Origin of the sequence: Polaribacter pacificus (genome assembly GCF_038024035.1) — a bacterium.
In the GTDB taxonomy this organism is placed as follows: domain Bacteria; phylum Bacteroidota; class Bacteroidia; order Flavobacteriales; family Flavobacteriaceae; genus Polaribacter; species Polaribacter pacificus.
The window spans coordinates 1823649-1839698 of the sequence record NZ_CP150664.1; the positions used below are offsets into that span (position 1 = coordinate 1823649).

A 16050-nucleotide genomic window follows, 5' to 3' on the forward strand; every position below is an offset into this window, starting at 1 on the left:
AATAAAATGAAAAAAAACATACACTTTTTAGCTTTTGCATTTGCAGTATTATTTTTAACCAGCTGTGGCAGTGATGAGAAAAAAGATCCAATAGCTAGCGCTCCAAGCATCTCAGTAAAAGTTGCTAAGGTAGCCGCCAATACCAACAATCCGTTTTTAATGGTAAGCGGAAAAATTCAAGCAGCGCAAAGCGCAGATCTAGGAACCAGAATGACGGGTTATGTAGATAAAGTACATGTAAATGTAGGTGATAAAGTTGCTAAAGGACAGTTATTACTGTCTATCAACAATGCAGATTTAGAGGCAAAAAAGGCACAGGTTGCAGCAAGCATTACACAGGCAAAAGTGGTGTATAACAATGCCGAAAAAAACTATAAGCGTTACCAAAATTTGTATGAGAGTAAAAGTATTAGCCAAAAAGAAATGGATGATATGACTGCAAATTATCAAATTTCAAAAGCGGGATTGGAAGCTGCAAATCAGATGAAAAACGAAGTGAATGCTCAGTTTGCTTATAGCAATATTACAGCTCCTTTTAGCGGGATAATTACAAGTAAAAACATTGAAAATGGAGATATGGCTAGTCCTGGAGTTCTCTTAATTAGTTTAGAAAAGCCTGCAGATTTTGAAGTGATTGCTATGGTTCCAGAAACAGAAATTTCTGAAATAAAAAAAGGAACTGAAGTACGTGTTTTGGTAAAATCTATCAATGCAGCTATTAGCGGAAAAGTGACAGAACTAAGTTCTTCTGCAAAAAATACAGGAGGTCAGTATTTGGTAAAAATTAAATTAGAAAAAACAAACACAGCCATTTTATCTGGCATGTTTGCAAACGTACAGTTCCCGATAGAAAGGAAAGCAGCCTCAAACATGGTGCTGATCCCAAAAGAAGTGTTGGTTACCAATGGACAATTATCTGGGGTGTATACAGTGAGTCAAAGCAACACTGCAGTTTTGCGATGGTTGCGTTTAGGAAGAGATTTTGGAGATGAGATTGAGGTTTTGTCTGGATTGAATTCTGGAGAATCCTATATCATTTCTTCGGAAGGGAAATTGTATAACGGAGTTAAAATTACAATTCAATAACTAAAAAATTGCGTTAAGGATAGCAGTGAAAATCCTTTTTATGTCAGTTGGAGTGAATTTGCCTTTTGCAAATTTGTATCGAGAACACATAAAAAGATTGAAACGAATAGCCTGTTAAAACGCCCAAAAAAGAAAATATAATGAAAGAAGGAATCGCAGGGAAAATTGCAAAAATCTTTATACAATCAAAGTTGACAGTACTTTTGATGCTTGTATTTATGGTGATTGGCGTGTACAGTTCATTTTTAATTCCGCGTGAAGAAGAGCCTCAAATTGATGTGCCTATGGCAGATATTTTTGTAGGTTATCCAGGCGCGAGTCCAGAAGAAGTTGAGTCTAGAGTTGTAGAGCCCTTAGAAAAACTAATTTCAAACATCAAAGGTGTTGAGTATGTGTATTCTACCTCGATGAATGAAAAAGCCATGGTAATCGTACAGTTTTACGTTGGAGAAGACATTGAACGCTCTTTTGTAAAATTATACAATGAAATTAACAAACACATGGATAAAATGCCAAAAGGAGTCACCTTTCCTTTGGTAAAAACACGAGCGATTGATGATGTGCCGATGTTGGGGCTAACCTTGTGGAGCGAGAACTACGATGATTATCAGCTAGGTCAGATTGCAGAAGAATTAGAAAACGAAATTAAAAAGGTAAATGACGTGTCTATCACCCATAAAATTGGAGGTAGAAACAGACAGTTACGCGTTGTTTTAGACAAGGATAAAATGGCAGAAAGCGGCCTTGATTTTTTATCAGTGTCTCAAATGATTCAAGCCAATAATACAGAATTGAGTTCTGGGAGTTTTGATAAAAATGATACGGAATTTTTAGTTAATACCGGTAAATTTTTACAAACGGCAAAGGATGTAGAAAACTTAGTGGTGGGCGTGCAACAAAACAGACCTATTTACTTAAAACAGATTTCGACCATTGTTGATGGACCAGAAATCCCACAAAATTACGTGAGTTTAGGTTTTGGAAACGCAAGCGCTAAAAACCAAACCTATCGGTCAGAATATCCAGCAGTAACCATTTCTGTTGCCAAAAGAAAGGGAGCTGATGCAATGAAAATTTCTGAACTCATTATTGATAAAGTAGCTCATTTAAAAACGAGCTTGATTCCAGATGATGTTCATGTAGAGGTGACAAGAAATTACGGAGAAACCGCTTCTCATAAAGTATCTGAATTATTATTACACCTTATCGGCTCTATTATTGCCGTAACCTTAGTAGTGATGTTGGCCATGGGCTGGCGAGGTGGCTTGGTGGTATTTTTATCAGTACCAATCACCTTTGCTCTGACACTGTTAAGTTATTATATGTTAGACTATACCTTAAACAGAATTACTTTATTTGCCTTGGTTTTTGTTACGGGAATTGTAGTGGATGATTCTATTATTATTGCCGAAAACATGCACAGGCATTTTAAGATGAAACGCTTGCCGTTTAAACAAGCTGCCTTGTATGCGATTAATGAAGTTGGTAACCCAACCATATTGGCAACCTTTACAGTAATTGCCTCTGTATTGCCAATGGCATTTGTATCAGGATTGATGGGGCCTTATATGGCACCAATGCCTATTGGAGCATCTATTGCGATGATCTTATCATTGTTTGTAGCCTTAACGATTACTCCATACTTGGGTTATATTTTCTTGAGAGAAAAAGATAAACCTGACCATACGGTAGGCGGGAAAGGTCAGACAGAAAAGGTAGAAAAGCCTTTAGAAGAAACCTTTATTTATAAGATTTACAACAAATTGGAGCGTCCGTTGTTAGAAAACGGAAAAAAACGCTGGTTGTTTTTAGGAGGAACATTTTTGGTATTGATGGCAACAATGACCTTGTTTTTTACCAATTCTGTTGCTGTTAAAATGCTCCCGTTTGACAATAAGAATGAGTTTCAAGTGGTTATTGATATGCCAGAAGGAACCACCTTAGAAAGAACGGCTGTGGTCACTCAAGAGATTGCTCAATATTTGTCAACACGCCCAGAAGTGGTTAACTACCAAAACTATGTTGGTACCTCAGCACCGATTACCTTTAACGGTTTGGTGCGTCATTATGACCTTCGTGGCGGAAGCAACACAGCAGACATTCAGGTAAATTTAATTGATAAAGGAGAGCGAACTGCTCAGAGTCATGATATCGCAAAATTATTGCGACCAGAGATTCAAAAAATAGCAGCAAAATACAATGCCAATGTAAAGTTGGTTGAGGTGCCACCTGGACCACCAGTATTGTCAACGATCGTTGCAGAGGTATACGGACCAGATTACAATCAACAAATAGCCATAGCTGACCAATTGCAAACTATTTTAAGAAATACCGATGATGTTGTGGATGTAGATTGGATGGTAGAAGCTGATCAAAAAGAGTATCAATTAAACATCAACAGAGAAAAAGCAATGTTGTATGGGGTTGCGCCACAGCAAATTGCATACACCATGAATATGGCTCTATCTAACAATGCCATAACCACGCTGTATGATGAAAATTCAGTAAAGCAAGTCGGTTTGGTATTGTCTTTGGACGAGAAAGAAAAATCAACCATCATGGATATTTCTCAGTTAAAAATAAAATCAAGCTTAGGAACCATGGTACCCATTGCCGATGTGGTAGAAATACAAGAAACAACAGTTGCTAAAAGTATTTATCGCAAAAACCAGAAGCGCGTGGTGTATGTATTGGCAGATATGGCAGGAGAATTAGAGAGTCCGGCCTATGCAATTTTAGGTATGGAAAAGAAGTTAAAAGAAATTCCGCTTCCAAAAGGATATGAATTAAACGAACTGTATTTAGGTCAGCCAGAATTTGAAGACAATTACACTGTAAAGTGGGATGGAGAATGGCAAATTACCTTAGAGGTTTTTAGAGATTTAGGAATTGCCTTTTTAGGTGCTATTATTTTAATCTACATTTTGATTGTTGGATGGTTTCAAAACTTTAAAGCTCCAATTGTAATGATGGTTGCTATTCCATTATCATTAATCGGAATCATCATTGGACACTGGCTTATGGGTGCCTTTTTTACGGCAACATCTTTTATAGGGATGATTGCTCTGGCCGGAATAATGGTGAGAAACTCCGTTTTATTAATTGATTTTATCAACCTAAGAACAGCAGAAGGCATTCCGTTAAAACAAGCGGCGATAGAAGCTGGAGCGGTGCGAACAACACCAATTTTACTAACCGCAGGAACGGTAGTTATAGGAGCATTTGTCATCTTATTTGATCCTATATTTCAAGGATTGGCCATTTCATTAATGGGTGGAACCATCGTTTCTACAGTGCTTACTTTACTGGTTGTACCACTAGTGTATTATATGATAGAGAAAAAAAATTATAAATAAGAACCATATGAAATTAGTAATCGTAACAGCAGTAGAAGCTTTTCACAAAGAAGTAACCGCGCTTTTTAAGAAAGCAGAGATAGAAAACTTTAGCGAATCTGATATTGATGGACATAAAAACAGTGCAGCTGTTTTAGTAGCCTCAAACTGGTTTTCTGCAGAAAAATCTAGTAATGAATCAACCATGTTTTTTTCATTTACTGAAGAAGAAAATATTGATGTTCTTTTCTCTTTGATAAAAGAGTTCAATCAGAATTTAGAAACCAACAGCCCGTTAAAAGCGGTTGTGGTTCCTATTGAAAGATTTATATAAACTTAAAATTTAGAAAAATGTTAAACAAGTATTTTAGAGTTATTGTTGGAGTTATGGTGTTGTTAAGCCTTGTTCTGACTTTATATGTAAACCAAAATTGGATGTGGTTCACCGTTTTTATTGGGGTAAATTTAATCCAATCTGCCTTTACAAAATGGTGTTTATTAGAAACGATTCTTATAAAATTAGGCGTAAAGCGATAAACGACTGTATTTAAATACAAAACCAAGTGTCACAAAACATTCATTTCAATTAAGTTTGAGATGAATGTTTTTTATTTTTATAATAAAGCTTAACGTTTCTTTAACAGAAAAAGACTAGATGACAATCCAAACTCTTATGGGGATAAATTATATTTGCAAAATTCTTTTTTTTAATTAGCGGTACTGATTTAGAGAAATCTAAGATCTTATTTTAGCAGAAATTTTAAAAATTATTGTCACAAAAGAAAGCGTCAAAGCTGTCAACTTTTTGATATCTTAAACGGATTAACTAACACATTTTGATTCTAGACAAGAATCCATCAATTTAAATACCATGAGAAAAATTATTCTTTCAGTTTTAGGTATTCTCTTCATACTTGCAGCCATTTTAATTTCTAATCAAGTAATAGAAAATAAGGAAGTACCGAAACAAAGTTTTAACAAAATTGTAAAAACTGTTTTTGTAGAAGAAGTCCTAAACAAAGAAATCCCAATTGTAATTAATGCAAGTGGTCATTTAGTGGCAAAAAATAAAATTGAAATCTATTCTGAGGTTCAAGGAGTTTTTAAAGGTTCTGATAAAACCTTTAAGTCAGGAACTCATTTTAGAGAAGGTGAGGTAATGCTCCGCGTGAATCAAGAAGAGTTTTATGCTAGTTTACAATCTCAGAAGAGTAGTTTTTTTAACCTGATTACTTCTGTAATTCCAGATTTGCGTTTGGATTATCCAAATGATTATTTAAAATGGCAAAACTATATTCAAGAGTTTGATTTTAATAAAACAACACCAGAATTGCCAAAGTTTTCTTCTGATAAAGAAAAGTATTTTATATCTGGAAAAGGAATTGTTACTAGCTACTACAATTTAAAAAATTTAGAAGTAAAATTAAAAAAGCATCAAATAAAAGCGCCATTTTCTGGAGTCTTAACAGAAGCTTTGGTTTCTCCTGGAACTTTGATTAGAGTAGGTCAAAAGCTAGGTGAATTTATAGACCCAACAGTTTTTGAAATGGAAGTATCTATTAATGCTGCTTATGCTTCATTACTAAGAGTAGACAGTTCTGTTGATTTATACAGCTTAGACAAAACACAAAAATTCTCTGGAAAAATAGTTAGGATCAACGGAAAAGTTGATTTGACCTCTCAAACCACCCAAGTATATGTTCAGGTGGCAGATAAAAATTTAAAAGAAGGGATGTATTTAGAAGCTGATTTGGTGACCAAATCTGAAAGCAATGTGGTAGAGCTGTCTAGAAAATTAGTCGTTAACAATACAGCTGTTTACACGGTAGTAAATGATAGTATATTAACATTAAAAACGATCCAACCTATCTTTTTTAATAGTGAAAGCGTGGTTGTTAGAGGCCTCAAGGACAAAGAAATTATTATCACTCAAGTTCCTCCTGGAGCCTATGATGGAATGATTGTTAAGATGAACAAAACCAACTAAGGGATGAAAAAAATTATTACTTATTTTATCAAATTCCCAGTTGCAGTTAATGTGTCAATTCTGGCATTTTTAATTTTTGGAACACTTGGGATTTTTAGCATGAAATCGTCCTTCTTTCCATTGGTTGATTCTCAATTGATCAATATTACCCTAGCGTATCCCGGAGCTTCTCCTGCAGAGATAGAGGAGGGAGTGGTTTTAAAGATTGAAGACAACTTAAAAGGAATTGTTGGGGTAGAAAGAGTTACTTCGGTGTCTCGAGAAAACTCAGCGAGTGTTAGCGTAGAAGTAGAAAAAGGTCAAAACATTGACATTGTATTATCAGATGTAAAAAATGCTGTTGATAGAGTGCCGTCTTTTCCTACAGGTATGGAGCCTCCTGTAATTGCTAAGGTAGAAAGTATTAGACCAACCATTAGCTTTACTATTAGTGGTGATGGTTTATCTCTAAAAGCACTAAAAGACTACGCCAGAGATATAGAAAACGATTTGAGAAATGTCGATGGAATTTCTCAAGTGTCAATTTCTGGATTTCCAGAAGAAGAGATTGCAATCTCAGTTAGAGAAAATGATCTAAGAGCGTTTAACTTGTCTTTTACAGAGGTAGCTACTGCTGTTAGAAACACCAATATTTTAATTTCTGGAGGAAATATCAAAACCTCAGTAGAGGATTATTTGATTAGAGCTAGAAATAGATCGTATTATGGTGTGGAGATGCAAAACATCATTGTAAAGACAGAAACCAACGGAAAAATTATTCGACTAAAGGATGTAGCGACCATTAAAGATTCATGGTCAGAAAATCCAGATAGATTGTATTATAATGGCAATGTTGCCATAGACATTACCGTAAGCAACACCAACAGTGAAGATCTTTTGTCTTCTGCAGATAAAATTAAAGAATACATAGAAAAGTTTAACCAACAGCACGACAATGTGGTGCTAAACATTTCTAGCGATTCATCGATCACCTTAAATCAACGTACTCGATTGCTTGTAGAAAATGGGGCAGCAGGAATTTTATTGGTCTTGTTTTTCTTGGCATTATTTTTAAATGTACGACTTGCTTTTTGGGTTGCTGCAGGACTGCCAATCGCATTTTTTGGGATGTTTATTTTTGCGGCTCAATTAGGGGTAACCATAAATGTATTATCGCTGTTTGGGATGATTATTGTTATTGGAATTCTGGTGGATGACGGAATCGTTATTGGAGAAAATATATATCATCACTACTACGACAAAGGAAAAACTCCGATTAGAGCGGCCATTGATGGAACCATGGAGGTAATTCCACCGATTGTTTCGGCAATCTTGACTACCATTATAGCCTTTTCTACCTTCTTTTTTATTGATGGAAGAATTGGTAGCTTTTTTGGAGAGGTTTCAACCATCGTACTTTTAACCCTAAGTGTTTCTTTGATAGAAGCTTTAATTATATTGCCTGCTCATATTGCGCATTCAAAAGCGCTAAGTAGAAACAAAAAATCAAAAAATAAGCTTGATGCCTTTTTTACTGGCATCAACAAAAAGGCAGACGGTTTGTTAGTGAAGTTTAGAGATACCTTCTACCTTCCATTTTTAAAGTTTTCTTTAAAAAACAAGTTGCTTTCTTTTTCTATTCCAATTGGCTTATTAATCCTTTGCTTTGGAGCTATTGGAGGAGGTTTTGTAAAGACCTCATTTTTCCCATCCATAGCAAGTGACCGGATCCAAATTACTTTAAAGATGCCTCAAGGGACCAATGAGTTGGTAACAGATTCTATCATATCAGTAATAGAAGAAAAAGTCTGGTTGATTAATGATGAGTATACAAAAACTCAATCTACTCATGAGCGAGTGGTTCAAAACATTATTAAGAGAGTTGGTCCAGGAACAGCAAATGCAACACTTACGGTAAATTTATTACCGGGTCAATCAAGAGATGTTTCTTCACCAGAAATTACCAATGCAATTAGAGATAAGGTAGGGAAGATATACAGTGTAGAAAGCCTGATTTTTGGTTCTGGAGGAAACTTTGGAGGAAGTCCTGTAGCTGTTTCTTTGTTAGGGAATAATATTTCTGAATTAAAAGCAGCTAAAAAAGAATTAAAAGCTGTTTTGGAAAGCAATTCATTACTAAAAGATATTTCTGATAATGACCCAGCAGGAATCAAAGAAATAAACATCCAGTTAAAAGACAAAGCGTATATCCTAGGTTTAAACCTGCAAACAGTGATGGCCCAAATTAGAAATGGTTTTTTTGGTTTTCAAGCACAGCGTTTTCAGAGAGGTCAAGATGAAATTAAAGTCTGGGTTCGATATGCAAAATCAGATCGGTCATCTTTAAAGGATTTAGACGATATGCGTATTATTTCACCAACAGGTCAGCGTATTCCTTTTTCAGAAATAGCAACTTATGAGATAGAAAGAGGAGATATTGCTATAAATCATTTAAGTGGTAAGAGAGAAATCCAAATTACTGCAGACATGAAAAACCCTGGAGAGAGCGCTACAGATATTTTGGATGATATCAAGGTCAGAATAATGCCTGCAATCATATCAAAATATCCAACCGTATCTCCGCTTTATGAGGGGCAAAATAGAGAAGCTAACAAAACAACAGATTCTGTTGCCATTGTTGGGCCAATTATTTTATTGTTAATCTACATTACCATTGCTTTTACATTCCGTTCATATAGTCAACCAATTTTATTATTGCTAATGATTCCTTTTAGCATGATTGGGGTTGTGTTAGGACACTATTTACACGGGTTTTCAATCAACTTGTTATCTTGGTTAGGAATTATTGCTTTGGTAGGAATTATGGTCAATGATGGATTGGTATTGATTGGAAAATTTAATGGTTACTTAAAAGAAGGCATCTCCTTTGATGATGCGTTAATCAAAGCAGGTCAATCTCGATTTAGAGCCATCTTTTTAACCTCATTAACCACTGTGGCAGGATTGGCACCACTGATGTTAGAAACCAGTAGACAGGCACAATTTTTAATTCCTATGGCTATTTCTATTTCTTACGGAATTATCATAGCAACAGTACTTACCTTAGTAATGCTGCCTTTGTTGCTGTCAATATCTAATTCTGTAAGAGTCGGTTTCAAATGGTTAAAAACTGGAAAAAAAGTAACCAAAGAAGAAGTAGAACAAGCAATTGTAGAATCAAACTTTGAACATGATGAGAGATCTTAAAAAACACCTGTTTTTGTTATTTGCCCTGACCTCACTTTATATGAGCGCTCAACAGGTGTTAACAAAAGCAGAAGCTTTAAAAATTACTTTAGAGAATAATTACGGGATAAAAATAGCGAACAACAATGTTGAAGTGGCTAAAAACAATTCAAGCATTTTTAACACGGGATATTTGCCAACAGCAGGAGTCTCTTCGGGAGCAACTTACAGAAGAGATAATCAAACCATCACCCGACAAGATGGAACCTCAACAAGTATTGATGGCGCCATTACAAAATCGTATAATGCTTCTTTAAACTTAAACTACACCCTTTTTGATGGGATGGGTAGAAAGTATAATTACGATCAATTAATAAAGCAATATCAATTAACTGAGTTGCAAGCAAGAGAAACTATAGAAAACACCTATTTGCAATTGTTTACGGTCTATTTTCAAATAGCACGTTTGTCTGAGAATACGAACAGCCTTAAAGAAAGCTTACAGATCTCTAAAAAGCGTTTGCAGCGAGCAAAATATCAATATGAATATGGTCAATCAACCCGATTAGAGTTGTTAAACGCAGAAGTTGATGTAAATAATGACAGCATTGCTTTGTTAGATTCACAGCAACAATTTTTAAACCAAAAATGGAGTTTAAACACAATTCTTGGGGTTCAAAAGACTGCTGATTTTGAGGTTGAAACAACTGTAAATTTTGCAACCTTGACGAACATTGAAGATTTGATAAGCAAGTCAAAAACAAACAATGTCCTCTTAAAACAAAACGAGAAAAACATCGCCATTAGTGAGTTTAATATTAAAATAAACAAATCAGACTATCTGCCAACTGTTGGATTAACAACTTCTTACGGATGGAATAAAAGCCAAAACCCAGCGACCTCTTTTTTGGCGCAATCTTCATCTAATGGGTTAAATGCTGGAATCAATTTATCCTGGAATATTTTTGATGGAGGAAGCACTAAAACTCGTATTGCCAACGCTAAGATTGCATTAGAAAATCAACAAATTCAGCTTCAAGAGCAAATAGCAACACTAGAAAACACCTTGAGAAACGCTTGGTCCTTATACAACAACAAACTCTTTGTTTTGAAAGCCCAAGAACAGAATATGATTTCGACTCAAAACAATTTTGATAGAACTCGTGAAAAATACAACCTAGGTCAGGTAACTTCTATAGAGTTTAGACAGGCACAAATTAATTTAGCGAATAGCAAAATAGCCTACAACAATACCAAATACGATGCAAAATTAATTGAACTCCAATTGCTTCAGTTAAGCGGAGAACTTTTAAACAATACTTTATAAAAAAAAGCTGAGAGTTTTTCTCAGCTTTTTTCTTTTCTATTTAAAGGCATTTAAGCCTGTAATATCTAAACCTGTGATGAGCAAGTGAATATCGTGGGTTCCTTCATAGGTGATCACGCTTTCTAGATTCATTGAATGTCTCATAATAGAATACTCACCAGTAATTCCCATACCTCCCAACATTTGTCTAGCTTCTCTAGCAATATGTATTGCCATATCTACATTGTTTCTTTTTGCCATAGAAATCTGTGCAGAAGTTGCTTTGTCTTCATTCCGTAAAACACCTAAACGCCATGTTAACAATTGCGCTTTTGTGATTTCTGTAATCATTTCGGCTAATTTCTTTTGTTGCAATTGAAATTGACCTATTGGCTTTCCAAACTGCATGCGTTCTTTTGAATAACGCAGTGCAGTATCATAACAATCCATAGCGGCTCCAATGGCTCCCCATGCAATTCCATATCTCGCAGAATCTAAACAACCTAAAGGTGCTCCCAATCCAGATTTATTAGGTAATAAGTTTTCTTTGGGAACTTTTACATTGTCAAAAATTAATTCTCCGGTAGCCGATGCTCGTAAAGACCATTTGTTATGGGTCTCTGGTGTAGAAAATCCTTCCATTCCTCGCTCCACAATCAATCCGTGAATTCTACCCTCTTCATTTTTAGCCCAAACAACAGCCACCTGTGCAAATGGAGCATTTGAGATCCACATTTTAGCACCGTTTAATAAGTAATGGTCTCCCATATCTTTAAATTTGGTCTCCATACCGCTTGGATTTGATCCGTGGTTTGGCTCTGTAAGACCAAAACAACCAATCCATTCGCCAGAAGCTAATTTAGGTAAGTATTTTTGGCGTTGCGCTTCGTTTCCATATTTCCAGATAGGATACATAACCAAAGATGATTGTACTGAAGCCGTAGAACGAACACCAGAATCACCTCTTTCTATTTCTTGCATGATTAAACCGTAAGAAATCTGATCCAATCCAGCTCCACCATATTCTTCAGGAATATAAGGACCAAAGGCACCTATTTCTGCCAATCCATTAATTATTTGTGTAGGAAATTCAGCTTTTTGAGCATAATTTTCAATAATTGGAGAGACTTCTCTTTTAACCCATTCACGAGCAGCATCTCTAACGAGTTTGTGCTCTTCTGTTAATAAATCATCTAACTGATAATAATCGGGTGCTTGAAATAAGTCGGCTTTCATGTGGTTTTTATTTGTTAATACATCAAAAGTAAATATTCCAAATGAGATAGCTAAAAAATCTTTAGCTTTTTTAAGCCTTAAAGTTCGTGACAATTGAAGAACATAAGGGTGGTTAAGAAATAAGATTCAAATAGTTTTTTTATTAAAAGGCAACTCTTTTGTGTAAGTTTGTACTAATGAAGCAAACTTTAGGAAAAAAAGAACGTTTAAAGAGCAAAACACTTATAGGGCAGTTATATACCCAAGGAAAATCTGTGAAGGCATTTCCTTTACGAATGGTCTATATTCAAACAAACCACAGCTCTAATTTTCCTGTACAAGCAGGCTTTTCTGTTCCAAAACGGAATTTTAAAAAGGCTGTTGATAGAAATCGACTTAAAAGATTATTGAGAGAAACATACCGAAAAGATAAATTCATCGTTTATACTGAATTAGCAAAGCCCTATGTATTTATGATTTCCTTTATAGGAAAAGAGGCTTTACCTTATTCTGAAATAGAAATTAAGATGAAAAAATTGCTCAATTCTTTTGTTAATGATGTCAAAAACAACTCCTTAAATGAAAGCAACAAGGACTAAAAAAATCATATTAATCACGCTCTTAGCGATTGGTTTTGCTTCTTTTACTTTTCAATCAAAATTTTTTGAAGTTGCAAAGCAAATAGAAATTTACACAAGCTTGTTCAAAGAATTGAACATGTATTATGTCAATGAAATTAACCCAGCAGAACTCACCACAAAGGCCATAAAGAACACCTTAGAAAATTTAGATCCGTATACCAATTATTACAACGAGCAAGAAGTTGAGGCGGCAAAAATACGAAGTGAAGGAGAATATGGAGGGATTGGAGCAACAGTTCGTTCTAATCAAAATGAGATTACGGTAGTTTCTGTTTTCAAAGGACTAAGTGCAAACAAGGCAGGTATTGAGATTGGTGATGTGATTGTTAAAATTAACAATCAATCTTTAAATGAGCTAAAAGATGAAGATGTTTCTGGATTGCTACTTGGAATCCCAGGGAGCGAAGTTTCACTGCAGATTTTACGCGGAAATAAGGCTTTAAATTTTACCCTAAAAAGAGAGGAGATTGCAGTCAATCCCGTTCCTTTTTATGATATGATTTCTGATGACACAGGCTATATTGTACTTACGGCTTTTAATGAAAAAGCGGCAGAAGAAGTTAAAAAAGCATTTTTGAACTTAAAAGAACGTGGCTTAAAAAAATTGATTTTTGATTTGCGTGGAAACCCAGGAGGTTCTTTAATGGAATCGATTAGAATTTCAAACTTCTTCTTACCTCAAAAAAGCATTATTGTTAGTACCAAGGCAAAAATAAAAAAATGGAGTAACATCTATACGGCTCAAGAAGAAGCCATTGATTTAGAAACCCCAATTGTGGTGCTCATAAATGGAAGGTCTGCATCGGCTTCAGAAATTGTTGCTGGAGCTCTTCAAGATTATGATAGAGCAGTTATTATGGGGCAGCGTTCTTATGGGAAGGGTTTGGTTCAGCGCTATAGACCTTTAAGCTACGGAACACAATTAAAGGTAACCATCTCTAAATATTATACACCAAGTGGGCGTTGTATTCAAGAATTGGATTATGCAAATCGACTTCCTAACGGAGATGTTCCTAAATTTTCTGATCAAGGAATTAATCAATTTACAACAAAAAATGGACGAACGGTTTTTGATGGTGGAGGTATTTTACCTGATATAAAATTGGGCTTATCAGAACTCAATAAAGAAACAGAACTACTTTTACAAACTCCGGCTTTGTTTAATTTTGCAGGCGTTTATAAAACCCAAAATCCAAGTCTAACAGCTTGGGAAGCATACCAAGTTTCAGAGTCAGATTTTCAAAAATTTATAAATTATTTAAAAGACGATACGAGTTTTGTTTCGGAGCAAGAGCGTTCATTTAAAGAGGCTTTTCAATCAATCAATACAGAAGATTCTAAATCAATCTCTAAAGATTATGGTCGATTAATGGCTAGCTTAAAAGAAAATAAATTGAATGCTATCACCCAAAACAAAGAGCAGGTTAAAAGTGTTTTAAAAGAGCTTATCGTAGAAAGATATGGCTATGAATCAGGTGTGTATTCAAACAAGATAAAAACAGACAAAACCATACAAGAAGCTTTAAGTTTGTTAAACAACGACAAACAGTATACTGCTGTTTTATCACCAAAAAAATAAGATGTTTAAAATAAAGTTATCTTTGAATATAGTTAAGAAAGATTATCATCTATGAGAGAAAGAACAAGAGCACAAGAATCCACTGCCGCTATAGAAAAATTATACATTTCTATGCGTCATTTATTTAGTAGAGGTTTTTATAAACCTATGGGAGTTTCTGGAGAGACCCTTAGAAAGTCTTTATTACTATTAAGACCTGAGATTTATGGTTCTATTGCAGAGGACAAGGTAGAGCTTAATGGGTTAATTTATATTATTGAGCGTTTACCAGAAGGTATTGAAGAATGTCAATTTATAAATTTAACGGCTGATGAAGGTTATAAAGAGTCTCATTTTAAGGCGATTATACCACCTAAAAGAAGACGGAATTGTTATCGAATAGATAAAAATCAAATGAATATTGAAATTACCCGAGGGCGTTCTGATATTTATGATATTCTAACACATTTAACCTTTCTTTTTATCGAGTCACACAAAATTAAGAGCAAGGTTTTAATAGACGATGGAGCAGCTTGCATTAGAGAATGGGCAGCTTTAAAAGACATCGTGTTAAACAACAAAAAAATTTCTAAAGAGGTGCGTGAGGTTACAATTGCGCATTTGGGAACAATTTTAGGGAGACCCTTTCAAGAGGTCTCTAAAATCTACAATACCCTATCGACAGAAAAGAATCCAGACCGCTTTTTTCAATTGGTGTACTGGTTAGGTCAATTGGCTATCGATGAAAGTTTAGAGAATAAAAAACGGGTAATCACTTTTAGTTCTGTGTTAAATGAGCAAATAGGGAATCATATTTATGGAGAAATTTGGGCAAACCAAATTAAAGAAACACTTCAGCAAAATAATTTATTAGAAAGACCAATTCATATAATTAGTGCCAATATGCATTCTGTGATGAATTTTATTTATGCAAATGCAGCACTTCCTGAAGAAGCAAAAAGTAACAAAGGCTTTAAGTTATTTGAATTGTTAAGTTCTGCGTCTAGTGTTGATTTACAAAAAAAAGTTAAAGAATATGCGCATCAGAATGGCTTGATTTATCTCAAAGATACCTCAGGAACTAACATTGATGTACAAGTTATAGATACTGCTAAAATTGATTTTGATAAGACACTCTTTAGTCAAAAGAATTCTCTAGGTAAAGACCCTGTTATTATCGTAATGGACTATGCTTTTGGAGAGCAAGCTTATGAAACCATGGATGAACTTTTAAAACCTTATAAAAATGGTAAAGAGGTTGTTCATTTAAATGTAGCATCGGTTTCTATTATGGGAAAAGCTGGAATCTTAGAAGGAGGAAAAGGCGATATTATGATTCCATCATCTCATATTTTTGAAGGTACAGCAGATAATTATCCATTTGAGAATGAATTGTCAAAAGAAGATCTGGAAGACTTTGGCGTGAGAGTTTTTGACGGTTCAATGGTTACCGTTTTAGGAACCTCGTTACAAAATAAAGATCTTTTAAAGTTCTTCCATGACTCAACTTGGAATGTGATCGGCTTAGAGATGGAGGGAGCTCATTATCAAAAAGCGATACAAGCAGCTTCGAGAATTAGAGGAAATATTTCTAGTGATGTAAAAGTGCGATATGCATATTATGCATCTGATAACCCTTTAGAAACTGGAGCAACATTGGCTTCAGGAGGCTTAGGAATGTCGGGGGTTACACCTACTTATGCTATTACTCAACGAATATTAGAACAAATTTTTTAGCATTTAGTTGCTTTAACCAA

Annotated in this window: 11 protein-coding genes; 10 read left to right on the forward strand and 1 reads right to left on the reverse strand. The window is 34.9% G+C overall.

Annotated elements, in window-relative coordinates; translation table 11 throughout:
* The first annotated feature begins 6 nt into the window (after positions 1–6).
* The 7 genes from WHC90_RS08320 (at position 7) to WHC90_RS08350 (ending at position 10900) form a co-directional block, all read left to right on the forward strand.
* Positions 7–1086: an efflux RND transporter periplasmic adaptor subunit gene (locus tag WHC90_RS08320; protein ID WP_188598014.1), complete on the forward strand. Its 1080-nt coding sequence runs from the start codon at positions 7–9 to the stop codon at positions 1084–1086.
* 140 nt (positions 1087–1226) lie between these two features.
* Positions 1227–4442 (forward strand): efflux RND transporter permease subunit, encoded by a 3216-nt coding sequence (locus tag WHC90_RS08325; protein ID WP_188598015.1) that lies wholly within the window; start codon positions 1227–1229, stop codon positions 4440–4442.
* Positions 4443–4449: 7 nt separating this feature from the next.
* Positions 4450–4755 carry a hypothetical protein gene (locus tag WHC90_RS08330; RefSeq protein WP_188598016.1) on the forward strand — a complete coding sequence of 102 codons (306 nt, stop codon included), beginning with the start codon at positions 4450–4452 and terminating at the stop codon, positions 4753–4755.
* Positions 4756–4772: 17 nt separating this feature from the next.
* Positions 4773–4958: a YgaP family membrane protein gene (locus WHC90_RS08335; protein WP_188598017.1), complete on the forward strand. Its 186-nt coding sequence runs from the start codon at positions 4773–4775 to the stop codon at positions 4956–4958.
* A gap of 334 nt (positions 4959–5292) precedes the next feature.
* On the forward strand, positions 5293–6408 hold the full coding sequence (locus tag WHC90_RS08340) for an efflux RND transporter periplasmic adaptor subunit (RefSeq protein WP_188598018.1): 1116 nt from the start codon (positions 5293–5295) through the stop codon (positions 6406–6408).
* A gap of 3 nt (positions 6409–6411) precedes the next feature.
* Entirely contained in the window at positions 6412–9594 is a 3183-nt protein-coding gene (locus WHC90_RS08345) for an efflux RND transporter permease subunit (protein WP_188598019.1), read from the forward strand.
* 40 nt (positions 9595–9634) lie between these two features.
* Entirely contained in the window at positions 9635–10900 is a 1266-nt protein-coding gene (locus WHC90_RS08350; protein ID WP_229664893.1) for a TolC family protein, read from the forward strand.
* Positions 10901–10936: 36 nt separating this feature from the next.
* On the opposite strand, the gene WHC90_RS08355 is transcribed toward WHC90_RS08350, so the two are convergent.
* On the reverse strand, positions 10937–12115 hold the full coding sequence (locus WHC90_RS08355) for an acyl-CoA dehydrogenase family protein (RefSeq protein ID WP_188598020.1): 1179 nt from the start codon (positions 12113–12115) through the stop codon (positions 10937–10939).
* 176 nt (positions 12116–12291) lie between these two features.
* Between WHC90_RS08355 and rnpA the strand changes: the two genes are divergently transcribed.
* Genes rnpA through WHC90_RS08370 form a run of 3 tightly spaced genes read left to right on the forward strand, consistent with a single transcriptional unit; the run spans position 12292 to position 16030 of the window.
* Positions 12292–12693: a ribonuclease P protein component gene (rnpA, locus tag WHC90_RS08360; protein ID WP_188598021.1), complete on the forward strand. Its 402-nt coding sequence runs from the start codon at positions 12292–12294 to the stop codon at positions 12691–12693.
* Positions 12674–14314, forward strand: a complete 1641-nt coding sequence (locus tag WHC90_RS08365; RefSeq protein ID WP_188598022.1) for a S41 family peptidase — start codon at positions 12674–12676, stop codon at positions 14312–14314. The genes rnpA and WHC90_RS08365 overlap by 20 nt, the downstream gene beginning before the upstream one ends.
* 51 nt (positions 14315–14365) lie before the next feature.
* The gene (locus tag WHC90_RS08370; RefSeq protein WP_188598023.1) at positions 14366–16030 is read left to right on the forward strand and encodes a DUF6909 family protein; all 1665 of its coding nucleotides are present in this window, start codon (positions 14366–14368) and stop codon (positions 16028–16030) included.
* The last annotated feature ends 20 nt before the right edge of the window (positions 16031–16050 follow it).

Excerpts from the sequence above, each read along its gene's own strand:
- WHC90_RS08365 (WP_188598022.1), top strand. The coding sequence starts at position 12,674 with ATGAAAGCAACAAGGACTAAAAAAATCATATTAATCACGCTCTTAGCG.
- WHC90_RS08335 (WP_188598017.1), top strand. The coding sequence starts at position 4,773 with ATGTTAAACAAGTATTTTAGAGTTATTGTTGGAGTTATGGTGTTGTTA.
- WHC90_RS08370 (WP_188598023.1), top strand. The coding sequence starts at position 14,366 with ATGAGAGAAAGAACAAGAGCACAAGAATCCACTGCCGCTATAGAAAAA.
- WHC90_RS08320 (WP_188598014.1), top strand. The coding sequence starts at position 7 with ATGAAAAAAAACATACACTTTTTAGCTTTTGCATTTGCAGTATTATTT.
- WHC90_RS08340 (WP_188598018.1), top strand. The coding sequence starts at position 5,293 with ATGAGAAAAATTATTCTTTCAGTTTTAGGTATTCTCTTCATACTTGCA.
- WHC90_RS08345 (WP_188598019.1), top strand. The coding sequence starts at position 6,412 with ATGAAAAAAATTATTACTTATTTTATCAAATTCCCAGTTGCAGTTAAT.
- WHC90_RS08325 (WP_188598015.1), top strand. The coding sequence starts at position 1,227 with ATGAAAGAAGGAATCGCAGGGAAAATTGCAAAAATCTTTATACAATCA.
- WHC90_RS08355 (WP_188598020.1), bottom strand. The coding sequence starts at position 12,115 with ATGAAAGCCGACTTATTTCAAGCACCCGATTATTATCAGTTAGATGAT.
- WHC90_RS08350 (WP_229664893.1), top strand. The coding sequence starts at position 9,635 with ATGAGCGCTCAACAGGTGTTAACAAAAGCAGAAGCTTTAAAAATTACT.
- WHC90_RS08330 (WP_188598016.1), top strand. The coding sequence starts at position 4,450 with ATGAAATTAGTAATCGTAACAGCAGTAGAAGCTTTTCACAAAGAAGTA.
- rnpA (WP_188598021.1), top strand. The coding sequence starts at position 12,292 with ATGAAGCAAACTTTAGGAAAAAAAGAACGTTTAAAGAGCAAAACACTT.